Origin of the sequence: Planktosalinus lacus (assembly GCF_014640155.1) — a bacterium.
In the GTDB taxonomy this organism is placed as follows: Bacteria; Bacteroidota; Bacteroidia; order Flavobacteriales; family Flavobacteriaceae; genus Planktosalinus; species Planktosalinus lacus.
Window position 1 is genome coordinate 40,585 of the sequence record NZ_BMGK01000010.1, and the last position, 22,493, is coordinate 63,077.

At 37.9% G+C, this 22,493-nt stretch carries 19 protein-coding genes and 1 other RNA gene; 10 read left to right on the forward strand and 10 right to left on the reverse strand.

Translation table 11 applies throughout. The annotated features are described in order from the left end of the window. Positions 1–2 precede the first annotated feature (2 nt). The 4 genes from IEV69_RS11790 to ssrA form a co-directional block, all read right to left on the reverse strand. Positions 3–1,214, reverse strand: a complete 1,212-nt coding sequence (locus tag IEV69_RS11790; RefSeq protein WP_188442708.1) for a restriction endonuclease subunit S — start codon at positions 1,212–1,214, stop codon at positions 3–5. Continuing rightward, positions 1,211–2,662: a class I SAM-dependent DNA methyltransferase gene (locus IEV69_RS11795; RefSeq protein ID WP_188442710.1), complete on the reverse strand. Its 1,452-nt coding sequence runs from the start codon at positions 2,660–2,662 to the stop codon at positions 1,211–1,213. Before IEV69_RS11795 ends, IEV69_RS11790 begins: the two co-directional genes overlap by 4 nt. Positions 2,663–2,813: 151 nt before the next feature. Next, on the reverse strand, positions 2,814–3,380 hold the full coding sequence (locus tag IEV69_RS11800; protein ID WP_188442711.1) for a hypothetical protein: 567 nt from the start codon (positions 3,378–3,380) through the stop codon (positions 2,814–2,816). Between the two features lie 582 nt (positions 3,381–3,962). Further along, positions 3,963–4,361, reverse strand: a transfer-messenger RNA (tmRNA) gene (gene ssrA, locus IEV69_RS11805). 97 nt (positions 4,362–4,458) lie between these two features. On the opposite strand from ssrA, the gene IEV69_RS11810 reads away from it, so the two are divergent. Both IEV69_RS11810 and IEV69_RS11815 read left to right on the forward strand, forming a co-directional pair. Further along, positions 4,459–5,661 carry an NAD(P)-dependent oxidoreductase gene (locus IEV69_RS11810; RefSeq protein ID WP_188442713.1) on the forward strand — a complete coding sequence of 401 codons (1,203 nt, stop codon included), beginning with the start codon at positions 4,459–4,461 and terminating at the stop codon, positions 5,659–5,661. Positions 5,662–5,908: 247 nt separating this feature from the next. Continuing rightward, positions 5,909–7,543: a T9SS type A sorting domain-containing protein gene (locus IEV69_RS11815; RefSeq protein ID WP_188442715.1), complete on the forward strand. Its 1,635-nt coding sequence runs from the start codon at positions 5,909–5,911 to the stop codon at positions 7,541–7,543. Positions 7,544–7,546: 3 nt separating this feature from the next. Here the strand turns inward: IEV69_RS11815 and IEV69_RS11820 are convergent, their stop codons facing one another. The 3 genes from IEV69_RS11820 to kdsA all read right to left on the reverse strand — a co-directional run bounded on the left by IEV69_RS11820 (position 7,547) and on the right by kdsA (position 10,556). After that, positions 7,547–7,684, reverse strand: coding sequence for a hypothetical protein (locus tag IEV69_RS11820; RefSeq protein ID WP_188442716.1), 138 nt, complete (start codon positions 7,682–7,684; stop codon positions 7,547–7,549). Between the two features lie 90 nt (positions 7,685–7,774). Next, a complete protein-coding gene (locus tag IEV69_RS11825) occupies positions 7,775–9,625 on the reverse strand; it encodes a transglutaminase family protein (RefSeq protein WP_188442718.1) in 1,851 nt (616 codons plus the stop codon). A gap of 112 nt (positions 9,626–9,737) precedes the next feature. Continuing rightward, positions 9,738–10,556, reverse strand: coding sequence for a 3-deoxy-8-phosphooctulonate synthase (kdsA, locus tag IEV69_RS11830; RefSeq protein ID WP_188442720.1), 819 nt, complete (start codon positions 10,554–10,556; stop codon positions 9,738–9,740). 152 nt (positions 10,557–10,708) lie between these two features. Here kdsA and typA point away from each other — a divergent pair, with 152 nt between their 5' ends. Continuing rightward, positions 10,709–12,508, forward strand: a complete 1,800-nt coding sequence (gene typA, locus IEV69_RS11835; RefSeq protein WP_188442722.1) for a translational GTPase TypA — start codon at positions 10,709–10,711, stop codon at positions 12,506–12,508. 65 nt (positions 12,509–12,573) lie between these two features. Beyond that, a complete protein-coding gene (locus IEV69_RS11840) occupies positions 12,574–12,807 on the forward strand; it encodes a uroporphyrinogen decarboxylase (protein ID WP_188442724.1) in 234 nt (77 codons plus the stop codon). 42 nt (positions 12,808–12,849) lie between these two features. On the opposite strand, the gene IEV69_RS11845 is transcribed toward IEV69_RS11840, so the two are convergent. Further along, on the reverse strand, positions 12,850–14,472 hold the full coding sequence (locus IEV69_RS11845) for an ABC transporter substrate-binding protein (protein ID WP_188442726.1): 1,623 nt from the start codon (positions 14,470–14,472) through the stop codon (positions 12,850–12,852). A gap of 89 nt (positions 14,473–14,561) precedes the next feature. Here IEV69_RS11845 and mtaB point away from each other — a divergent pair, with 89 nt between their 5' ends. Next, the gene (gene mtaB, locus IEV69_RS11850) at positions 14,562–15,896 is read left to right on the forward strand and encodes a tRNA (N(6)-L-threonylcarbamoyladenosine(37)-C(2))-methylthiotransferase MtaB (protein WP_188442728.1); all 1,335 of its coding nucleotides are present in this window, start codon (positions 14,562–14,564) and stop codon (positions 15,894–15,896) included. Between the two features lie 65 nt (positions 15,897–15,961). On the opposite strand, the gene IEV69_RS11855 is transcribed toward mtaB, so the two are convergent. Beyond that, a complete protein-coding gene (locus IEV69_RS11855; protein ID WP_188442730.1) occupies positions 15,962–16,261 on the reverse strand; it encodes a GNAT family N-acetyltransferase in 300 nt (99 codons plus the stop codon). A gap of 224 nt (positions 16,262–16,485) precedes the next feature. On the opposite strand from IEV69_RS11855, the gene IEV69_RS11860 reads away from it, so the two are divergent. Genes IEV69_RS11860 through IEV69_RS11870 form a run of 3 tightly spaced genes read left to right on the forward strand, consistent with a single transcriptional unit; the run spans position 16,486 to position 18,529 of the window. Beyond that, on the forward strand, positions 16,486–17,172 hold the full coding sequence (locus tag IEV69_RS11860) for an alpha/beta fold hydrolase (protein ID WP_188442732.1): 687 nt from the start codon (positions 16,486–16,488) through the stop codon (positions 17,170–17,172). A gap of 38 nt (positions 17,173–17,210) precedes the next feature. Further along, a complete protein-coding gene (locus tag IEV69_RS11865; RefSeq protein ID WP_188442734.1) occupies positions 17,211–18,143 on the forward strand; it encodes a lytic transglycosylase domain-containing protein in 933 nt (310 codons plus the stop codon). A gap of 14 nt (positions 18,144–18,157) precedes the next feature. Further along, the gene (locus IEV69_RS11870) at positions 18,158–18,529 is read left to right on the forward strand and encodes a sulfite exporter TauE/SafE family protein (RefSeq protein WP_188442736.1); all 372 of its coding nucleotides are present in this window, start codon (positions 18,158–18,160) and stop codon (positions 18,527–18,529) included. Positions 18,530–18,585: 56 nt separating this feature from the next. Here IEV69_RS11870 and IEV69_RS11875 read toward each other — a convergent pair whose 3' ends face one another. After that, entirely contained in the window at positions 18,586–19,101 is a 516-nt protein-coding gene (locus IEV69_RS11875; protein ID WP_188442737.1) for a DUF2892 domain-containing protein, read from the reverse strand. Positions 19,102–19,331: 230 nt separating this feature from the next. Between IEV69_RS11875 and rpmH the strand changes: the two genes are divergently transcribed. Next, positions 19,332–19,493 (forward strand): 50S ribosomal protein L34, encoded by a 162-nt coding sequence (gene rpmH / locus IEV69_RS11880; protein WP_188442739.1) that lies wholly within the window; start codon positions 19,332–19,334, stop codon positions 19,491–19,493. A 91-nt stretch (positions 19,494–19,584) separates the two neighbouring features. Continuing rightward, a complete protein-coding gene (gene carB / locus IEV69_RS11885) occupies positions 19,585–22,437 on the forward strand; it encodes a carbamoyl-phosphate synthase large subunit (RefSeq protein WP_188442741.1) in 2,853 nt (950 codons plus the stop codon). Positions 22,438–22,493: the final 56 nt, after the last annotated feature.

Consider the following 22,493-nt stretch of genomic DNA (forward strand, 5'->3'; position numbering starts at 1 on the left):
TTCTATTTTATTGTTGGTTCAGCAGCCAAATTTAAGGTGTCTTTTAAATCATATTTCTGTGCTATTTCCGCTTTCAACTCCCCGGCAAATGCCTTTTGCAATATGGATTTTTTCAGTTCTTCCAAATCATCAATTTTCTTTTGATAGATGGTTTCCAACTTTTGGGTTTCGACTAATATTGTATCAATCTTTTCAACTATTTTTTCCTGCTGATCTAATGGAATAAAAGGCACTTTAGAATCTGTGATTGCTTTAATACCTACGTTTCCTTGTCCAACAGTTCCTGTTTCATTTGCAAAGTATTGGTCTTTGAAAAGATCCGTCCAAGAAAAATAGAGGAAGAACTTTGGTAGATATAATTTTGTAAATCTGATTGCAGCAATACGTTGGTTTAATAGGTAATTGGTTTTCTCAATGATCACCGTAAACCCATAGTCTCTTTTATTTTTTGTACCTGTCTGAGTAATTATGACATCATTTGGATGCAACGTGGCTCTTGAAAGAACCTTTTCATCAATCTTGTCAATAAATACGGGATTTTCATTTTCTCGAATAATTCCTGGGCGAACATTGCCCATTCTTATCACCTGATATTTTCCTGATTTCTTGAAATCTTTGCTTTTAAATGAATAGCCTCCTACTACTTTTGCTAATTCCTTTATTTTCTTCGTCTCGTTGGAATGAAATATTTCTGAAAACACCCCTTGTAAATAGCTTTCAAAAAGTGCTGCGGCGTTTTTGAGGTTTTGTTCTGTATTGGCTTTTGCTTTGTCGATGGCGGAAAAGGCTTCATCTAATATGGAAACTATGTGTTGTTGTTCTGGTAAGGGAACTTTTGGGAACTTCTCTGACTTGTAATCTTTGAAATAAATGTGTGGTATTGTACTTCCGCTCCTGTGTTTTTCGAAATCAATTCCTTCTAAAAAGTACTTTATGAAATTAATATCAAAACCCTTTTTTGGAATTAAGTATTGCATAGTGGCAACCACTGAAGATTTTGAAGGGTGTTTTGAAACTCTTCCAATTCCAGCACCATCCTTAATTATAGCCAAGTATTCTTCTTCTTGATCGAAGAATGAAACATTTTGAACATATCCTTTTGCTGCAAACACAGGAAACTCGCCATCTTCACCTTTTATTTTATTCAGTGAGATGTTTGATGAGCCTTTTTTGACGACATCTTCTAACTGACAATATTCCCAACCTTGCTTCATATTAGTTCCGAGATAGAGTTTAATATTTCTGCACTTTCATCATCTAAGGCTTTTATTTCTTCTAAAATGCCTTGAGGTTTTCGTATCGGGTCGGCCTCCGGGGTATTGGGGTTCTTTACACTTAAATCAAAAGTGCTTTGGTCAACATTTTTGATATTTATAGTCCAAGAGTTTTCGCTTTCTGTAAAGGTTTTTTGTAATTGTAAAAATTCTTCCAAATCTTTTTCGTTAAGCGGGTTGGTTTTGCCCAGGTTGCGCCCGGGGTTTAACGAGTAAAACCAAGTTTTTTGTGTTTGCTTTCCTTTTTCAAAAAACAAAACCACGGTTTTTACACCTGCACCGGTAAAGGTGCCGCCCGGTAAATCCAGAACGGTATGCAGGTTGCAATTTTGTAATAATTCTTTGCGAAGGGCAATGTTTGCATTATCTGTATTGCTTAAAAAAGTGTTTTTAATGACCACCCCTGCCTTACCACCTGCTTTTAAAATTTTAATAAAGTGTTGTAAAAAAAGAGAAGCAGTTTCACCCGTTTTGATCGGGAAGTTTTGTTGTACTTCTGCGCGTTCCTTTCCTCCAAAAGGTGGGTTGGCAAGTACTACATCATAACGGTCTTTCTCTTGTATGTCGGCCAGGTTTTCGGCAAGTGTGTTTGTGTGTATGATATTGGGTGCTTCTACACCGTGCAAAATCATATTCATAATACCAATGATATAAGCCAGAGATTTTTTTTCCTTACCGTAAAAGGTGCGTTTTTGTAATGTTTCCCATTCTTTACTACTAAGTTCTTTGCCAAATTTCATATGGTCGAATGCTTCACATAAGAAACCGGCACTGCCCACTGCACCGTCATAAACGGTATCGCCAATCTGTGGGTCAATCACTTTTACTATGGTGCGAATCAACGGTCGGGGAGTGTAGTATTCACCCCCGTTGCGCCCCGCGTTGCCCATATTTTGAATTTTGGCTTCATAGAGGTGGCTCATTTCGTGCTTTTCAGCGTGTGTGCGGAAACGCAACTCGTCAATGCGGTTGATTACTTCACGCAAGTTGTAACCACTTTGTATGCGGTTTTTTAGTTCGCTAAAAATCTCACCAATTTTGTATTCAATGGTATCTGGACTTTCAGCAGAAAGCTTGAATTTTTTAAGGTAGGGGAAGAGCTTGCCGTTCACAAAGTCTAACAGATCATCACCTGTCATGGCGTTGTGATCAATTTTTCCATCTTTTAATTTAGGTGCAGCCCAAACGCTCCATTGGTATTCTATGTCAATGATTGGAGTATATGATTTACCGGTAAGTTCAGCAGACGTTGCGCGGTCTTTTTCTAAGTCGTCCAAGTATTTGAGAAATAAGATCCAGGAGGTTTGTTCTACATAGTCTAACTCGCTACCGCAACCGGCATCTTTATGAAGTATATCGTCAATGTTTTTAAATGTTTGTTCAAACATGGGGTTAGTTGGGTTGTTTTAAAGGGGTTATAATTAAAAAAATAATGGGGATGTTCAAATATAGCATAAAATGCATAACCCCTCAATTCAAATGTAATTAAAAAGTTTATGTAGGTATTGCGGGATTCCTCATTTAGATGACTGATGAGTCTTAATGCCTTGTTAGTATTGGTATACCGTATTCTATTCTCCAATCAACTTCCAGGTTTTTGGCATGTTCTAAATAGAAATTTTTTTCATAAGGAAGAAGCTTTAATATTTCTTGATTTTTAGGGTCATCAAAATCAAAATAGGAAACTCCCCAATTATCTAATGAGTTATAGTCATTAAATCTGTTTATAATATTTAAAGTGCCAGTCCTTTTGTCATTACAATTTAACTCTTGATTTATCCTTTCTCTTAGACCAAATGCCGGTGGTTCCTTTATATAACCTCCAATACCATTATAAACAATTTTATACCCGTTAATAGAAACTTTACAAATGTTTTCTAATTGATGTCTACGAGTAACTAATTCTGTTATAGGAACTTCTTTTGTGCCTGCTTTAGTTAATATTGTTTGTAAAGACTCAGAAGAGTGATTTGTCCAAATCCAATATAACCCTCGGCGTTTTGTTTGAAGATTAGGAGTTTTTTTCCAATCTTGAAATTCGGAAACTAATTGGAAAGTTTCTAATTGTCTTTCCTGGATTTTGTTTATTAGGTTTTTTAAATTCATTGTCAATATTTAAAAAGTCAGCTAATTTACTTTTTTATTTTTTGGGACAAAATATGCAACGTTGATTGAGTGATGGTGCAAAGTCATTACAATCTTTATAAAATTTGTCATACAGCTATTTACTCAGAATTTAGTTAAAAGTCAACTTACCGCAACGACACACCAAACGATGCGGGTTGCGTTGTGTTGCTTTGTTGTAATATTGTTTAAATATCAGTAAAACAGCGTGTTGTGAAATTAATCAACGTGCATCCAACACGATAACAACGATCCGCAACGTGCGACGTTGCGTCAATTCAACTTGAAAGCAACGCTCTTTGTTAGACTGTAGCTCAAAAAAATATTTATGTATATTTGATTAATGTTTGAGAATATCAAAACAGTAAAAACTAACTTACTCTGGAAAATTTTATTTTAGTCTCTGGATGGGTAAAGAAGTTTTATTTGAATTAACCTGGACTTAATAACTTGAATTTTATCACAAGGCATACTAAGCTTTTTTAATACTATACACAATAAATATGCCCCTTATTATGCCCCCAAAAATAGAAAAGCCCGTAAACATTGAATTTACGAGCTTACTGGTGGAGTCGGAGGGATTCGAACCCTCGTCCAAACAAGTAATACAACAGCTTTCTACACGCTTAGTTTTTTATTGGTTTTCGAGATAACACCGGAAAAAAACATCCAAAGTTATCCTTATTCCCAATTAAGTTTCGAAATCACATCAGGACCCTGTGAATTCTAGGTTTACTTTTACGATGTCTCTGGATCAATTGCCGCAAACCAAGGCCGTTGAGAGACATCCTGCTTTCCGACCTAGTCGGACGAGGCATTACCTTACTATAATTCGGGTTATGCAGCTAGGGCGTAGTTATCTTCGCCGTTTAAAAAGTCTGAACCATGAGATTTACGAGCTATGATCCGGCGCTCGGCGTGCTTACTATTCCATTAATCTCGCTGTCAAAACCAGTCGACCCCGTTGAAATAGGTTTCGCCTAAAGGCGAACTGCAAAGATACATTTTAAAATTATATCTTTGCAAGACTATCAACATCAAAAAACATTCCAAAAAGCCTATGAAGTTCGCACTCATTCAAGAACGTAAAAATCCGCCTGACAGACGTGTTGTTTTTTCACCTGAAAAATGTCAGGAAGTCAGTGTTCGTTTTCCCGAAGCAGAAATAATCGTGGAAAGTTCAGAAGTCAGGATTTTTCCGGATGTGGCCTATGAGGAAAAAGGAATGGAGGTCAAAAATGACGTGTCAGATTGTGATGTGATGCTGGGAGTGAAGGAAGTACCTATAGCTGCATTGATACCTCATAAGAAATACTTTTTCTTTAGCCACACCATCAAAAAGCAACCCTATAATCGCGATTTGTTGAGAGCCATTCTCGACAAGAACATTGAGCTGTATGATCACGAAACGATTGTGACAGAACATGGCCATCGTCTTATTGGGTTTGGAAGGTATGCCGGGTTAGTGGGTGCCTATAACGGTTTTAGGGCTTTGGGGTTGAGAGATCAACTTTTTACCTTACCCAAAGTAGAACATTTACCGGATCTCGATGCTGTTAAGGCCGAACTTAACAAAATTAAATTACCTGCTGTTAAAATTGTGCTAACCGGAAGGGGTAAAGTGGCTTTTGGTGCCAAAGAAATTTTAGATCACTTGGGTGTTAAAGAAGTATCGATTGGTTCTTTTTTGAACACTACTTTTCAGGAAGCGGTCTATTGTTTTATTGATGTGATGGACTATAACAAACGCAAAGATGGAAAGCAAGGAGATAAGTATACCTTCTATAAAGATCCATCAGTATATGAAAGTAATTTTATGCGTTTTGCCAAGACGGCCGATATGTTGATTACCGGACATTTTTATGGTACTGGAGCGCCCTTTTTGTTTACCCGTGATGATGCCCGAAAGAGTGATTTTAAAATTAATCTGGTAGCTGATATTTCCTGTGATATTGACGGTCCTGTTGCATCGACTCTAAGGCCTTCTACCATCGCTGACCCATTTTACGGCTACGACCCACAATCTGAAACTGAAGTTGCATTTGACGCATTGGGTGCTATCACAGTAATGGCGGTTGATAATCTTCCTTGTGAACTTCCCAAAGATGCCAGTGAGGGATTTGGCGAAATGTTTTTAGAGCATGTGATGCCGGCTTTCTTTAATGGTGATCAAAACGGTGTGTTAAAACGTGCACTTATAACAAAAGATGGCAAGCTTACAGAACGATTTAAGTATTTACAAGCTTATGTAGAGGGCAAGTAAGCAACCAGTGCTCTTTTTCAAAAGGGGAAAAACACCCTTGTCTAATTCAGGGGAAAACACCCTTGATTGATATACCTTAATAATAGCATCTTTACACCAGCTTTATTAATTGGGGAGTTAATAAAAGCGGCTTTTATTTTAAAAGGTTGTGATTCTGTATCGCAACCTTTTTTTTGTTTTACAATTGACGTGATCCTCTAAAAATCAGTATATTTATATTTCCAAACTAACTAAAAATATATTATATATGAAATTAAAATTACTTTTGATCGTCCTGTTCATTCAGTTTTCAGTTTTTTCACAATGGGTTGAAGACACTTCACAAAACACTTTGGTTGCTGATGCTTTATCTTCAGATTGTCAAACGATTGGTCTGGATAACGGTCATACCTATGTTGTTTTCTGGAAAAATGTTTCCGCTCCCGAAAATTATGAATTACGAGTCCAACAAATAGATGTGGATGGAAATTTGCTTTTTGGCCCGGAAGGATTGTTGGTTAACAGCAATTTACCAATGAGTACTTTTACTGTTTTAATGTCACTCTCTGTAGATTTTAACGGCAATTTATTTATTGGCTATACATCTACATCAACTTTTGAGGGGTATGTAAGTGCCATCAATCCTTCGGGAGATTACCTTTGGGGTTCCACCGGTGTCAATTTAGGTGAGGCTGTGGATGTAAAAATGTTACCAATGGCCGATGATACTATTGTGGTAAGCTGGATTGGAGACGACAATCAAGGTTTTTTTAATAAGTTTTCTCCAACAGGCACAGCACTCTGGGCGGAAGACAAAATTATTGAGCCTTTAAATGGCACCAACTTTACGAATGCCGGTGAAATGGCTGAACTGGGAGATGGTAGTTTTGTTATTATATTTCATGATCGTATGAGTTCTTCACCAAGCTCGTTCTTGTATGCACAGCGTTATGATGCATCGGGGGAAGCTTTGTGGACAGATCCAGTTCAGATTTCCAATCAAACCACCACTTCATTCAGGCGTTATGGTCCTTTGCTTGTCTATGGCAATGATGTAGTTATTGGTTATTATGGTTCTACCGGTAATCGGTTTGATTCTTTTTTACAACGCATTGAAGAAGATGGTACATTGCCCTGGGGTATCAACGGAAGTGACTTTGACACTTCCAATGATTTTTACGAAATGGAAACTTCAATTCAGGCAGGGGCCGGAGGTATTTATTCTGTTTGCCGTTATACAGACAGCAACCAGTCAATTAGTGGTACCTATATTCAAAAATTTGATCCTGTTACCGGCGCCCGTTTGTTTACAGATAGTGCCAAACAAGTGTTTGCTATTTCTTCAGATGATCAATCACCAAGGGGTGCTTTACAAATGATGAGTGTGAATTCAACGCCGCTCTTTTTAATCAATTTGGGTACTGACAACGGAGCTTTTCCAACAGAACTGCACGCTGTGTATCTGGATGAAAACGGAGATTTTGCATGGCCTGAACAAACCCGACCAGTCGCCACCCATCAAGCCTCCAAAGGTCGAATAGCCCTGACTAAAAATGTACTAGATCAAAGTGTAGCTGTGTTTGTAGAAGAGCGGGCTTCTACAGGAAATGAGCCACGTATTTATGCTCAAAATATTAAGGATGAAAGTTTAGGACTAGCCGAAATTGAAAAAAAAGGAATCTCTTTTTATCCCAACCCTGCAGAAAATCAATTGCACATTGTATCTACATTCAGGGTTACCGGAATTGAGGTGTTTGATTTAAAAGGAGCGCGGGTAACGTCTGAATCACGTATTGATCAAGAACGAGTACTTCTGAACACTTCTAGTTTAAATAACGGGGTGTATCTGGTAAGGGTGACCGGAGATCAGACTATTTCCACTTTTAAGTTTGTTAAGAAATAATATTTAATTATCCTTTTTCTTGTCGTTGTTCATCATTAAATAAACACCGGCAATCAAGCCTATAATTACAAGCCCAAAAATAATGGTCATGATGAAAGCGCCGTTTTCCCAAGAGTAAAGAGGTATGGTTAATTGTTCCATAGGTTATTGATTTTTGAAAAACGAAATTAATTTGATTAAAGAAAACTAAAAATGATAATTGTCAGTAAAGACTAAAATCATCAGAATTTTTTAAAACAACTTTTTTAATACAATAGGTGAATTGTTTTGTATTTGAACAACATGGTTAAAAAAGCTTTTAAGTCCATCATATGATTGGGGATCAAAATGATATTGATTGATATTCATAGAAAATCTCAAATGAATAATTCCATTGTTTTCTGAGTAGGTAACTAAAGCCTCCCCCATATTGTTTGGCATTTGTATTGACTTATTCTCGGGGAGCTCTTCAAACGTATATTTTTCGTTGAGATTTAATGACAATAAATAGGAATAGGTTCTGGGGTGTCCAAAATCAACAGCGTAATGGCGATTATTTAATTGAAATGGATTCTTTTCAAACGATTTGAATAGAAAAGGGTCAAAAATTAGATTTTCAGCCTCTTTTTCTGTGAATGTAAATTCAAAATCTTCACTTATAGGCTTATCAATATCCTGTTGATCTTTTATCTTGTATGTAGCAATTTCTAAATTTGAATATCCTGCCTCTTTTTGTCTTAAATAACCCTCTTTATTGGTTTCAGAAATTTGTCTTCTTTTAGAAATTGCGTTGTAACCTTTATTGGTTTCCCGTAGTTTGCCTATAAAGTTATAATTTTCATCAACTTCAATTTGAATGTTCACATGGTTTACATTTTGATTATTTGGATGAACAGGTTCCCAATAACTACCCTCTTTAAAATCCATCACTCTTACCTGATAATTTAAACATTTAAAAGGGATTGTTCCAAAGGGTATATATTTATCTGTTGCATCCAATAAAAAGGTTTCACCATTAATTTTTAGATGTGCAACTAAATAATTAAAGTCTGAAATCACAGCAAATTCTTTGGTTGGGATTCCGTTATTTCTAGTGGATAGCAATCCAATTTCAGCATCAAGATCCTCAGCTTGAAGTGCGTTTATAAGTGCAAGGTTAATTTCTGCAGCACTTCCAACTTTTTCATTAAATGCTTTTTTTACATCCGCTTCGCTAAAGAGTGCTGTACTATTGTTCCAGGTAAAGTGATTTTGGATATAGCTGTAAATGCTCTTGGCTTTTTCTAAAGGGTCATTAATGTTAGAAATAGATTCCGGTAATTGTCTGCTAAGAAAATTGTTTTTACGGGTTTGAAGGCCAATATTTTTATCTTTTTTAAATTCCCTATCCACTGTTTTCCAGTTTTTAGTGTACATGTGTTTATTACCTCTTTGGTCAATAGCTTGCTTTAGCTGAAAATCCAATCGATTGAGATAATTCATTTTGGAAAGCATAAAATCCTCCTCAATAAATGCGGGAATGTCAGACATTGCATATGTTAAAATTTCGCAATCTGCCAGATTACCTTTTACCGGCTCAAAACAGTTCTTTTTGATTTCAGAATGGTTTACATCGAGTCCTTTATCACCAATTAATGTACGGTTATAATGATAAAAACCTGGAATTTCAGCTTTGAACTCACTGTAAACCGTTGGAAAATTGTTTTGGAAACTCCAACCCTCAAGATTGAAAATAAATGGAGATGTAACTGTGTATTCATATTCCAGAACACTTCCATTCTGCACATTGGGGAAAGCAAACGTTATTTCACTAAGCCGGCCGTTTACCCTGTTGTTAAAAATATCCTTCTGCTGGAGATAATCACTGCCATTTTTGTTGGTGGTTACTGCTTTTAATGCAATTAAACTTTCACTTTCCTTACTATTGTTGTAAAGGGGTATAGCTATATTAGCTAAATTTTTGGCATCTTCTTGGAGAACCTTTAATTTTCGGTACACTTTTTTTACTAAGACAATTTTGTAATCAACCACTTCAAATGTATAATTTCCGGTTTCAAAAAGGACTACTGCTTTTGCCAGTGTATCTTTAGGGTATGCGTTCATATTAACCTCAGGTAGAGATGGTTTCCCAAATTCATGTATTATTCCCGGTTGAGCAAAAGATTCTAGGGTAAAAAGGAGGACAGAAGTAAAAAATAATATTCTCAGCACTTTTTTATAATTTAATGATGGTTTTTCTAATGGCGGTCAAATCAGTTAATAATTTTTCCAAATATTTTAAATCAAGCATATTGGCGCCGTCACTTTTTGCATTGGCCGGGTCAAAGTGAGTTTCGATAAAAATACCGTCCACTCCTGTAGCGATACCGGCCCTGGCAATGGTGGCAATCATATCAGGTCTTCCCCCCGTCACGCCACTACTTTGGTTGGGTTGTTGCAGGCTGTGAGTTACATCCAGCACAGTGGGCGCGAACTCCCGCATTGTGGGTATGCCTCTGAAATCCACAATCATATCCTGATAGCCAAACATAGTGCCTCGATCAGTCACCATCACTTGTGGGTTGCCACAATCGGTTACTTTAGTGACAGCATGTTTCATACTTTCAGGACTCATAAACTGGCCTTTTTTGAGGTTGACTACTTTACCGGTATTAGCTGCAGCAACAACCAAATCAGTCTGTCTTACCAGAAACGCAGGGATTTGTAATACGTCTACATATTCAGCAGCCATAGCTGCATCACTCACTTCGTGAATGTCTGTCACTGTGGGGACATCAAAAGTTTCAGAGACTTTTCTGAGAATTTTTAATGCTTTTTCATCGCCAATGCCTGTAAAGCTATCAATTCGGCTTCGGTTTGCTTTTTTAAAGCTTCCTTTAAAGATATAAGGGATTTCAAGTGAGTCGGTAATTTTTACTACCTGCTCGGCGATGCGCAAAGCCATATCTTCCCCTTCAATGGCGCAAGGCCCTGCGAGTAAAAAGAAGTTGTTGGAATGGGTGTGTTTTATTTTTGGGATTATTTGGAGGTTCATATAATTAAAATTAGACAACAAAGTTAATCAAATTTAGAAGGAATACTCATTTGCTTTACCCATTAAAAATTTAACAGGCTGTATTTTAAATCTTCACGTTAAATCTATTAAAATAAAACGTACCTTTGCACGCTCAAAAAGAAGCCCTTTTTATGACTAAAGTTAAAAACATCGCCATTATTGCACACGTTGACCACGGTAAGACCACCTTGGTTGACAAAATTATGTATCACTGTAACCTGTTTCGCAGCAACGAAAACACCGGTGATCTCATTCTTGACAATAATGATTTAGAACGTGAACGTGGTATTACCATCACTTCAAAAAATGTCTCTGTAGTTTACAAAGACACAAAAATTAATATCATTGATACCCCCGGTCACGCCGATTTTGGTGGTGAAGTAGAACGGGTACTGAATATGGCAGACGGTGTTTTACTTTTAGTAGATGCCTTCGAAGGCCCTATGCCTCAAACACGTTTTGTGTTGCAAAAAGCACTAGATTTAGGCTTGAAACCTTGTGTGGTTATTAATAAAGTAGACAAAGAAAACTGTACTCCCGAGGAAGTACACGAAGCGGTTTTTGACTTGATGTTTGAATTGGGTGCAGAAGAGTGGCAGCTAGACTTTCCTTCAGTATATGGTTCTGCTAAAAATAACTGGATGAGTGAAGACTGGAAAAAGCCCACTCAAAACATCGAACCTTTACTGGATATGGTGATTGAACACATTCCTTCTCCAAAAATTGAAGAAGGTACCGTCCAGATGCTAATCACTTCACTGGATTTCTCTTCATTTACCGGAAGAATTGCCATTGGTCGTTTGCAACGAGGTACATTGAAAGAAGGAATGCCAATTTCTCTGGTAAAAAGAGATGGAAGTATAGTTAAATCAAGAATAAAAGAATTACACACTTTTGAAGGGCTTGGAAGAAAGAAAGTAACCGAAGTTTTTGCAGGAGATATCTGTGCCTTAGTGGGCCTGGAAAATTTTGATATTGGTGATACAGTAGCCGATTTTGAAAATCCTGAAGGATTGAAAACCATTGCTATTGATGAACCCACCATGAGTATGTTGTTTACGATCAACGACTCTCCCTTCTTTGGAAAAGACGGTAAATATGTGACATCAAGACACATCAAAGAGCGTTTGGAACGCGAATTGGAAAAAAACCTGGCTTTGCGCATGCAACCTACAGACAGTGCCGATAAGTTTATGGTATTTGGCCGTGGGGTTTTACACCTTTCGGTTTTAATTGAAACCATGCGCCGTGAAGGATATGAAGTTCAAATAGGGCAGCCACAGGTAATCATCAAGGAAATTGACGGTGTTAAATGTGAGCCGGTAGAAGAGCTAACCATCGATTTACCCGAAGATGTATCAGGACGAGCCATCGATATGGTAACAATCAGAAAGGGGGAAATGCTTAGTATGGAAGGTAAAGGCGAACGTATGGTTTGTAAGTTTCAGATTCCTTCCAGAGGTATTATTGGGTTGAGAAATCAGCTCTTAACTGCTACTGCAGGTGAAGCCATTATGACCCATCGCTTTTTAGAATACCAACCGTTTAAAGGGGGTATTCCGGAGCGTCAAAACGGTTCGTTGATCTCCATGGAAAATGGAAAAGCGATTCCTTATTCAATTGATAAATTACAAGATCGCGGTAAGTTTTTTGTTGACCCGGGAGAAGAAATTTATGAAGGTCAGGTGATTGGTGAAAACTCTCGTGGTGACGATATGGTGATTAATATTACCAAAACTAAAAAACTTTCAAACGTGCGATCTTCAGGGGCAGATGATAAGGCAAAAATAGTGCCTGCTATCAAGTTTTCACTGGAAGAAGCCCTGGAATATATTCAAAAGGATGAATATGTTGAAGTTACTCCTAAAAACATCCGTTTGCGAAAAATTTACTTAAAAGAAGTAGATCGCAAGCGTTATAAAATTGAATAGAGTTTAAAAATTAACTAAACACCTTTTTTGTATCAAAGCATCAAAGGTGTTTTTTTTGTTTTATTATGGAAAACGATTTTTTTTCAAACACCGAACTCATTGGTTATTTGGCTTCTTTGTTGTTGATCATCTCTTTTTTGATGCGCAATATCAAGACACTTCGGCTTATTAATTCACTGGGTTGTATTGCATTTATCGTCTATGGATTTATGCTACAGACTTCCTGGCCCATCATCATTACCAATGCGTTTATTGTTGGGGCAAATATTTACTATTTGTTTATTAAAAGGGCATTATAAAAAACAAGGGCATTACTACTTGGATTCTGAAGTCCTAATCAATTAATATTTTTCTTTCTTCACATACTTTAACACCAGAAAATTTTGAGGATTAATTCCTAACCCGGATACATTTTTTCTTACAAAGCGCACAGCTTCATCATAAAAAAGCGGCACTATGGGAGCTTCATCTATCATTAGCGAATCCATTTTTTTATAAATGATTTTGCGTTGGGTGATGTCTACCAGTTTGTTGGAATGTTCATATAAACTATCATAGGTTTTATTCTCATAAAAAGTATAATTGGGTCCATTGGGTGTGTGATTGGGACTGTAAAAAAGCGATAAATAACTTTCAGCATCGGGATAATCGGCAATCCAGCTTGAGCGAAAGGCATCCAGTGATCCATCAGCACGTGCCTGTCTAATCGCTGATGAAGGCATGACATCAATGGTGGTTTGTATCCCAATTTTTTCAAACTCGCGTTGCAGGTATTCAAAAATATCCTGATAATTGCTGTCTGTTGTCAACACCAGGCTTGGATTTTGGTCGCCGGTTTCTAGTTTGTATTGTTCAAGTAATTGTAGGGCTTTTTCAGGATTGTAGTTGTAGCCATCAATGTTTTCATATCCCGGCAGTCCTTTGGGAATGATTCCGCTTGTGCCGGTAGTGCCAATTCCATTTCTGAGGTAAGTGATGATTACGTTTCGGTCAAAACTATAGTTGATAGCCTTTCTGAAAATTGGTGATTGCAGTGCTTTGTTTTTTTCTGATTTATTTTGAAGGGCAATAAATTCGGTGTTGAGGTACGGTCCTTTAATCATAAAAACATCATTTTCATAATTGGGCTTCAGTTTTCCATTTGAAGAAAGCAGTTCATCTTTGTATGAAGCATCCAGGCCGGAGATAAAATCCAGTTTTCCCTGTGCAAATTGTAAAAATTCGCTTTGCTTGTCGGGTAAAAAAGTAATTGCCACTGCTTCCAGATAAGGGAGGTTTTTCCCGTTTTTATCTTTTTCAAAATAGCGCTTGTTTTTTCTGAAGACCAACTTGATATTTTCTTCCCAGAGTTTGAAGTAAAACGGTCCGGTTCCTATGGGATTGGACCGAAAGTTATTTCCATAATGTTCTACCACTTCTTTTGGGACCACAGAACAGTAACGCATTGCCAGCAAGCCCATGAAGGGAGGGAAGGCTTGTTTTAACTTAATTTTCAGTATGGTATCATTTATTGCGTCATAGCTTTCAACATTTTGTAACACCCAGCTTCCGGGTGAAGCCACCGTGGGGTCTTTCAATCGGTCAAGGCTATAGACAAAGTCATCTGCAATTACTTTTCGTGTTGAATCTTTTCCCAACAGCCGGTGTTTATGAAACCACACATCATCTCTCAGGTAAAAAGTATAAGTGAGTGTAGAATCGTTTATTTCCCAGTGCTTTGCAATATCGGGCTGAATGTTCAGATTGTCATCGAGTTGAACCAAACCATTAAAAAGTTGATTGGTTGCCCAAATGGTTGAGGCATTTCGGGCAAAAGCAGGATCTAATGAAGCAATGTTTTGATGTTCATTGTAACGAAAGACAAGGTGATCATTGTTCTTTTTGTCAGCATCTTTGCAAGCAACATTCAATAAACAAAAACTTATAAAAAGCCAAAATGATAAAATAGTGCAATTGATTTTCATAAGCCTGTCTTCTTAAGTCTGTTGTCTGTTATTGTATCTCTAAAAAAATCCGTAATTTTGCCGCCCGGCAATTTTCCAAAAATACAAGAATGAACGTTAGAAAAAAAGTAGCTTTTTATACTTTAGGCTGCAAACTTAATTTTTCAGAAACTTCCACCATTGCAAGGGGTTTTACTGAGGAAGGTTTTGACAGGGTTGAGTTTGAAGATATGGCTGATATTTATGTCATCAACACCTGCTCAGTTACTGAAAATGCTGATAAACGTTTTAAGACCATCGTAAAAAAAGCACAGAAGGTCAATCCCGATGCCTTTGTTGCAGCGGTGGGTTGCTATGCCCAGCTCAAACCGGAAGAACTTGCTGCAGTTGATGGTGTGGATTTGGTTTTAGGAGCTAAAGAGAAGTTTAAAATCACAGATTATCTCAACGATTTATCCAAAAACGATTTTGGTGAAGTGCATAGTTGCGAAATTGAAGCAACCGATTTTTATGTGGGTGCTTACTCTATAGGTGACAGGACCAGGGCCTTCTTAAAAGTGCAGGACGGTTGTGATTATAAGTGTACATATTGTACAATACCGTTGGCAAGAGGGATTTCCCGCAGTGACACGTTGGAAAATGTATTGCAAAACGCCAAAGAAATTTCAGACCAGGGAATAAAGGAAATTGTACTCACAGGCGTGAATATTGGAGATTACGGTAAAGGTGAATTTGGTAATAAGCGCCATGAGCACACTTTTTTAGATTTGGTTAAGGCTTTAGACGCTGTAGAGGGTATCGAACGCTTACGTATTTCATCTATTGAGCCCAATTTACTAAAAAATGAAACCATCGATTTTGTTGCACAATCAGATACCTTTGTGCCCCATTTTCATATACCGCTTCAGTCAGGTAGCAATGCAATTCTGAAAAAGATGAAACGGCGCTATTTGAAAGAGCTTTATATAGATCGAGTAGCAAGAATCAGAGAAGTATTGCCACACGCTTGTATTGGTGTGGATGTAATTGTAGGCTTTCCCGGCGAGACCGATGAACATTTTCTGGAAACCTATCATTTTTTAAATGAATTGGATATTTCTTATTTACACGTGTTTACATACTCAGAAAGAGACAATACCGATGCCGCCGCTATGGAGGAAGTAGTTCCTCAAAAAGTGCGAGCAAAGCGCAGTAAAATGCTAAGAGGGTTGTCTGTTAAAAAGAGACGTGCGTTTTATGAATCCCAGTTGGGTTCAACGCGCACAGTATTGTTTGAAGGTGAAAACAAAGAAGGGTATATTCACGGTTTTACAGAAAATTATGTCAAGGTAAAATTGCCTTGGGATCCGGGACTGGTTAACACTTTGCAACACGTTAGGCTCAAAGAAATTGACGCCGATGGGTTGGTTCGTTTTGAGTTTGTGAAAGATGAAATTTTGTTGTAAGAAATCAACAAAGCCTACCCAGATCGGTACGCTTTAAATATAAAGCATTATTTAAAATACTATTGTTAGATATTAATCCCAACAGGCAGTAAACCCTTATATTTCCTTCTGTGTTTTCTAAGGAAAGACTTTACTTCGACACAAGTGGGCACCAAACTGATATTTCGGCTTTTAACTTCATCAAAAACCGCTTCCATAAAAGGCTCTGTAAAGCCTTCATCAACCATTTCCTGGGGCATGTCAAATTTTGTTAGAAAAATTTTGCGATCCTGAAGGCTGTATTCTATCCTGGCCATCTGGTCATTGTGAAAGCATTCAAATTGTCTTAAAAAATCATTGTCTTTAATTTCTACTTCGCTAGTCATGATACATTAATGGGTTATATTCAGATATTAAAACATCACTTCGTTAAAAAAAGTAGGCTGGATGTTGAAAACTCATAAATAAACAGAAAAACAGTTTCATTTTCTGTCGGGGAATTATTTATTGTTTTAAAGAATTTCGTAAACTGAGGATATAATCCTTAATTTTGCATTACAAATTTACGAATAAAAGTTTGATTCTTTCTTAAATCTCTTGTTAAATAAAAATGAGTCAGGAAATTATACCTGTTTACTTTGTGCCTGGTCTTGCAGCCGGAAGAGAAATCTTTAAACATATAGAACTTCCTCCAGATCGTTTTCGGGTTCAGATCCTTGAATGGAAGATTCCTGAAGTTAAAGAATCCATTGAAGACTATGCCCGCAGAATGGCAGCAGATGTCAAAGAAGACCATGCCGTTTTAATAGGGGTCTCATTTGGTGGGGTGATGGTACAGGAAATGAAAGCATTTTTAAACCTCAGGAAACTAATTATCATTTCGAGTGTTAAGTCGAAGTATGAATTGCCCACCCGCTTACGAATAGCGCGAAAAACAATGGCTTACAAATTGGTTCCCACTAAACTGGTTTTAGGTTCAGATGATTTGACAAAGTTTGCTATTGGTCCGAAGACCAAAAGACGATTAGAGATTTATCAGGAATATTTATCGGTTCGCAATGAAAAATACCTCGATTGGGCGATAGAAAAAATGGTGTGCTGGGACAGAACTGAGGTAGACGAATCTGTGGTTCATATTCATGGTGATAAGGATTTGATTTTTCCCATTGATAAAATTAAGAATTGCATCATAATTAAAGGAGGCACACACATTATGATTTTAAACAAATTCAGGTGGTTTAACAAACATTTGCCTCAATTGATTCTCGATGAAACCTATTCGGTGAATGCTTCTTAATTCTGAATATTTATGTATATTACAATAAAAAATAATAGATGAAAACTCCTATAAAAATTCTAATAGCAAGTTGTTTAATTATTTTGAGCGGCCTGTTTATTTTTGCTGAAAAAGATCCACCCACCCAAGAGCGGTTTGACACCAAACGTCTTAATGATTATAATGTGTATGCTTTGCCAATGCCTGAGAATTTGGATTTTGCAGGAGAAGCGGTTCCATTAGCAGATCCTGATGTGAGAGAACGTATGGACAGGGAGTTGTTGGTAAACACTTACTGGCAGTCAAATGGTTTGCTGTTGATAAAACGTGCACACAAGTATTTCCCGGTGATTGAACCCATTTTAGCAAAGCATGGGGTGCCAGATGATTTTAAATATCTGGCCGTGATTGAAAGCGGTTTGCAAAATGTAGTTTCGCCAGCCGGTGCAAGGGGAATCTGGCAGATTATGCCGGCCACTGCACGGGAATATGGTCTTGAAGTGAATGACAATGTAGATGAACGCTATCATCTTGAAAAAGCAACAGAAGCGGCCTGTATGTATTTGCTCAACTCCAAAGAACGATTTGGAAGCTGGACGTTGGCTGCAGCAGCCTATAATGCAGGTAATTCCGGAATAAACAGACGACTTGATGGTCAACAGGTAGAGGATTATTACAATTTACTTTTAGGTGAAGAAACAGGAAGGTATATGTTTCGGATTTTAGCGATTAAAGAAATTTTGAGTGACCCTAAGAAATATGGATTTAATTTTCGCGAAAGCGATCTGTACAACCTGGTGCCTTCTTATAAAGTTGAAGTAGATACAGCAGTGGCAGATTTAGCAGCTTTTGCCAATTTTCATGAAATTAATTACAAAGTATTAAAAATACACAACCCGTGGTTGAGAGAACCAAAACTCAATAACCGCTCTAGAAAGCTATATGAAATTGAGATTCCTCAAGACGGATATTATATTATTGAAAAAAACTAATCTATTAACCAATAATGAAAATGGTCTCTTTAATTATAATTTTAATTATTATTGGCTTACTTGCCGGACTGTTTAGTGGACTGATGGGTGTGGGAGGAGGAATTGTAATGATTCCTTTAATGGTGTTTGCCCTTGGTTTTACCCAACACGAAGCACAAGGAACCAGTCTTGCAGTTCTGGCAGTTCCTGTAACATTGATAGCCGCTTACAATTACTATCAAGCCGGGCATGTAAACTGGAAATATGCAGGAGTTATAGCTGTGACCTTTGTTGTCGGAGCTTATTTTGGGTCTAAATTTGCGGTATCAATTGATCAGGTTCTCTTAAAAAAGATATTCGCTGTGTTGTTAATTGTGGTTGCATTGAGACTTTTATTCTGGAAATAAAGTTTCAACTCTTGTTTTATCACTTGTAATTTATATTCTTTTGTAAATACCCTGAGTTAAATCTTTTTCATTTGCTGTTTCATCATTTTGATTTGATCAGTAAGCATGTTGTGTTTGTCCAGTTTTTTTGCTTCAGTAAGAAGCATTTGAGCTTCCCGTTTTCTACGTTTGGTCATGGCAATTCCCGCGAGGTTTAATTTGGCCATTGCCAAATCGGCATTCATAGAGAGGCCCAGTTGTATCGCTTTTTTAAAATATTTTTCTGCCTGATTCATATTGGTTTGAGAAACCATTAATCCGTGTAAATAATTATAGTATCCTTGTTGTTTTCTCACCAAGGCGGCTTCAGGATTTTTGATTCTGTCCAGCCATTTTTTTGCACCCGGAAAATCTTGTTTACGTAAACGCAAAAATGCCAGTAAAATCAATTCATTTTTAAAATACAGAAAAACAAAAACAGAAGAAAGTAATATATACATAATGCCATTGCCGATATTGCCTTCGGTAAATTGCCAAATTCCCAGGCCAATGATAAGTGCTGTAAGTACTAATTTGATATTTTTATGAAACATAATGGGCTTTTATTTTGAATGGTCAAAGGTAATAAAAACAATTAAAAATTATTTAATAAATCCATTTGTCAAACCCAAAAAGGTTTGTATATTTGCACCCGCCTACGCACCGATAGCTATAGGCGCTTCGGCGGGCAAGCCCGCCAGTATTGAGAGGATTGATTTTTAGAGTAATTCTCAGAAAATAAAATTAAAAGAACAATTTTTACAGAAGATAAAGATTTACAATCATGAGCAAAAGAACATTTCAGCCATCGAAAAGAAAAAGAAGAAACAAACACGGTTTTAGAGAGCGTATGGCTTCTGTAAACGGTAGAAAAGTGCTTGCAGCCCGTAGAGCTAAAGGCAGAAAAAAATTGTCTGTATCTTCTGAGCCACGACACAAAAAATAATGCATTCATTATTTAAAATACAAGGTGTTACTTTTTTAAGTAACACCTTTTTTTATACCTTCACATTACGTTCCACTAAAGTTTTTTTTAAATGCCAAAGAATAAAGACCTTAAGTCCATTTTAATTATTGGTTCAGGGCCCATCGTGATTGGGCAAGCATGTGAATTTGACTATTCAGGAAGTCAAGCATTACGTTCATTAAGAGAAGATGGGATCGAAACCATTTTGATCAACTCCAACCCTGCTACCATTATGACTGATCCTGCTATGGCAGATCACATTTACTTATTACCTCTAACAACCAAATCATTAATAAAAATTCTCAAAGAGCATCCACAGATAGATGCTGTACTTCCTACAATGGGTGGTCAAACAGCTCTAAACCTTTGTATTGAAGCAGATGAAAAAGGAATATGGCAGGACTTTGGTGTAAAGATCATTGGTGTGGATATCAATGCCATCAACATTACTGAAGACAGGGAACAGTTCCGTAACCTGATGGAAAAAATAGGTGTGGGAATGGCGCCACAGGCAACGGCAACCTCTTTCTTAAAAGGAAAAGAAATCGCCCAGCAATTTGGCTTTCCTTTGGTTATCAGGGCTTCTTACACCCTGGGCGGTGCGGGTGCCTCCATAGTTTACAAGGCAGAAGATTTTGACAGACTCCTGGAACACGGCCTCGAAATATCACCCATCCACGAGGTAATGATTGATAAGGCACTGATTGGCTGGAAGGAATATGAACTGGAGCTATTACGGGATAAAAATGACAATGTCGTCATTATTTGTTCCATCGAAAATATGGACCCGATGGGGATTCACACAGGAGACTCAATAACAGTAGCGCCCGCAATGACGTTATCTGATCGCACCTACCAACGGATGCGGGATATGGCCATCAAAATGATGCGTAGCATCGGTGATTTTGCCGGTGGATGTAACGTGCAGTTTGCCGTAAGTCCAGATGAAAAGGAAGAAATCATCGCCGTGGAAATCAATCCGCGTGTGTCGCGTTCTTCTGCTTTGGCATCCAAAGCCACCGGATATCCCATCGCAAAGATCGCAGCCAAACTTGCGATTGGTTATAACTTAAACGAATTAAGCAACCAAATAACCAAATCCACTTCGGCACTTTTTGAGCCTACTTTGGATTATGTGATTGTAAAAATACCACGCTGGAACTTTGATAAATTTGAAGGCAGCGACAGAACATTGGGCCTCCAGATGAAGTCAGTAGGAGAGGTGATGGGTATTGGCCGTTCGTTTCAGGAAGCGCTTCATAAAGCCACACAATCCCTTGAGATCAAACGCAATGGATTGGGTGCCGATGGAAAAGGGTATACAGATTATGACCAAATCATCGAAAAACTCACCTACGCCAGTTGGGACCGTGTGTTTGTGATTTATGACGCCATCCAAATGGGCATCCCGTTGAGCCGCATTCACGAGATTACCAAAATCGATATGTGGTTCCTCAAGCAGTATGAAGAGCTCTACCATCTTGAAAAAGAAATCTCAAAATATGAGATTGATACCGTACCGCGTGAATTGATCCTGGAAGCCAAGCAAAAAGGGTATGGTGACCGTCAGATTGCCCATATGCTGGATTGCCTCGAAAGTGAAGTGTACAAAAAGCGTGAGGAAATGAACATCAAGCGCGTTTACAAACTGGTGGACACCTGTGCTGCTGAATTTAAAGCTGAAACTCCTTACTATTACTCCACTTTTGAAAATGAAGTGGAACTCCCTTCCGGGGAAAAATATTCGGCCAATGACAGTGAGGTTTCCGATAAGAAAAAAATCATCGTCTTGGGCTCAGGCCCCAACCGCATTGGGCAGGGTATTGAGTTTGATTATTGCTGTGTCCATGGTGTACTCGCCGCTTCTGAATGCGGTTATGAAACCATTATGATTAATTGTAACCCAGAAACGGTTTCAACCGACTTTGATATTTCAGACAAACTCTATTTTGAGCCAGTATTCTGGGAGCATATTTATGATATCATTCGTCACGAAAAGCCGGAAGGCGTCATCGTTCAGTTAGGTGGACAAACTGCGCTTAAACTAGCAGAAAAACTCGACCGTTACGGAATTAAAATCATTGGCACCACCTTTGAATCACTGGATTTAGCTGAAGATAGGGGAAGTTTCTCTACTTTGCTGAAAGAAAACAATATTCCTTACCCCGAGTTTGGAGTGGCTGAAACCGCTGAAGAAGCGCTTGCCATAGCAGATGAACTTGACTTTCCGATACTTGTGAGACCCTCCTATGTCTTGGGCGGACAAGGAATGAAGATTGTCATCAACAAGCAGGAACTGGAAGAACACGTGGTGGATTTGCTTCGTAAAATCCCCAACAACAAACTTCTTTTAGACCATTATCTTGACGGCGCAATAGAAGCTGAAGCCGATGCCATTTGTGATGGTGAGAATGTATACATCATCGGGATTATGGAACATATTGAACCCTGCGGAATCCACTCCGGTGACTCCAATGCAACCTTGCCACCGTTTAATCTGGGTGAATTTGTGATGCAGCAAATAAAAGACCATACTAAGAAGATCGCTTTATCTCTGAACACAGTGGGATTGATCAATGTGCAGTTTGCTATTAAAGACGATATCGTTTACATTATTGAAGCCAATCCGCGTGCATCGCGAACGGTGCCTTTTATTGCAAAGGCTTACGGCGAACCGTATGTCAATTATGCCACCAAAGTCATGCTGGGCGAAAAGAAAGTAACCGACTTTGATTTCAATCCGCAACTGAACGGATTTGCCATCAAGCAACCGGTGTTTTCATTCAATAAATTCCCCAATGTCAACAAACAACTGGGACCCGAAATGAAAAGTACGGGCGAAAGCATTCTCTTTATTGATGATTTGAAGGACGATGCCTTTTATGAGTTGTATAGCAGAAGAAAGATGTATTTGAGTAAGTAGATTCAAATTCTATATAAAAACTAAAAAAGTTCGGCACTCGCCGAACTTTTTTAGTT

What these genes read in the sequence shown, in the direction of transcription:
- IEV69_RS11790 (WP_188442708.1), bottom strand. Translation starts at nt 1,214, where the DNA reads ATGAAGCAAGGTTGGGAATATTGTCAGTTAGAAGATGTCGTCAAAAAA.
- IEV69_RS11795 (WP_188442710.1), bottom strand. Translation starts at nt 2,662, where the DNA reads ATGTTTGAACAAACATTTAAAAACATTGACGATATACTTCATAAAGAT.
- IEV69_RS11800 (WP_188442711.1), bottom strand. Translation starts at nt 3,380, where the DNA reads ATGAATTTAAAAAACCTAATAAACAAAATCCAGGAAAGACAATTAGAA.
- IEV69_RS11810 (WP_188442713.1), top strand. Translation starts at nt 4,459, where the DNA reads ATGAAGTTCGCACTCATTCAAGAACGTAAAAATCCGCCTGACAGACGT.
- IEV69_RS11815 (WP_188442715.1), top strand. Translation starts at nt 5,909, where the DNA reads ATGAAATTAAAATTACTTTTGATCGTCCTGTTCATTCAGTTTTCAGTT.
- IEV69_RS11820 (WP_188442716.1), bottom strand. Translation starts at nt 7,684, where the DNA reads ATGGAACAATTAACCATACCTCTTTACTCTTGGGAAAACGGCGCTTTC.
- IEV69_RS11825 (WP_188442718.1), bottom strand. Translation starts at nt 9,625, where the DNA reads ATGAACGCATACCCTAAAGATACACTGGCAAAAGCAGTAGTCCTTTTT.
- kdsA (WP_188442720.1), bottom strand. Translation starts at nt 10,556, where the DNA reads ATGAACCTCCAAATAATCCCAAAAATAAAACACACCCATTCCAACAAC.
- typA (WP_188442722.1), top strand. Translation starts at nt 10,709, where the DNA reads ATGACTAAAGTTAAAAACATCGCCATTATTGCACACGTTGACCACGGT.
- IEV69_RS11840 (WP_188442724.1), top strand. Translation starts at nt 12,574, where the DNA reads ATGGAAAACGATTTTTTTTCAAACACCGAACTCATTGGTTATTTGGCT.
- IEV69_RS11845 (WP_188442726.1), bottom strand. Translation starts at nt 14,472, where the DNA reads ATGAAAATCAATTGCACTATTTTATCATTTTGGCTTTTTATAAGTTTT.
- mtaB (WP_188442728.1), top strand. Translation starts at nt 14,562, where the DNA reads ATGAACGTTAGAAAAAAAGTAGCTTTTTATACTTTAGGCTGCAAACTT.
- IEV69_RS11855 (WP_188442730.1), bottom strand. Translation starts at nt 16,261, where the DNA reads ATGACTAGCGAAGTAGAAATTAAAGACAATGATTTTTTAAGACAATTT.
- IEV69_RS11860 (WP_188442732.1), top strand. Translation starts at nt 16,486, where the DNA reads ATGAGTCAGGAAATTATACCTGTTTACTTTGTGCCTGGTCTTGCAGCC.
- IEV69_RS11865 (WP_188442734.1), top strand. Translation starts at nt 17,211, where the DNA reads ATGAAAACTCCTATAAAAATTCTAATAGCAAGTTGTTTAATTATTTTG.
- IEV69_RS11870 (WP_188442736.1), top strand. Translation starts at nt 18,158, where the DNA reads ATGAAAATGGTCTCTTTAATTATAATTTTAATTATTATTGGCTTACTT.
- IEV69_RS11875 (WP_188442737.1), bottom strand. Translation starts at nt 19,101, where the DNA reads ATGTTTCATAAAAATATCAAATTAGTACTTACAGCACTTATCATTGGC.
- rpmH (WP_188442739.1), top strand. Translation starts at nt 19,332, where the DNA reads ATGAGCAAAAGAACATTTCAGCCATCGAAAAGAAAAAGAAGAAACAAA.
- carB (WP_188442741.1), top strand. Translation starts at nt 19,585, where the DNA reads ATGCCAAAGAATAAAGACCTTAAGTCCATTTTAATTATTGGTTCAGGG.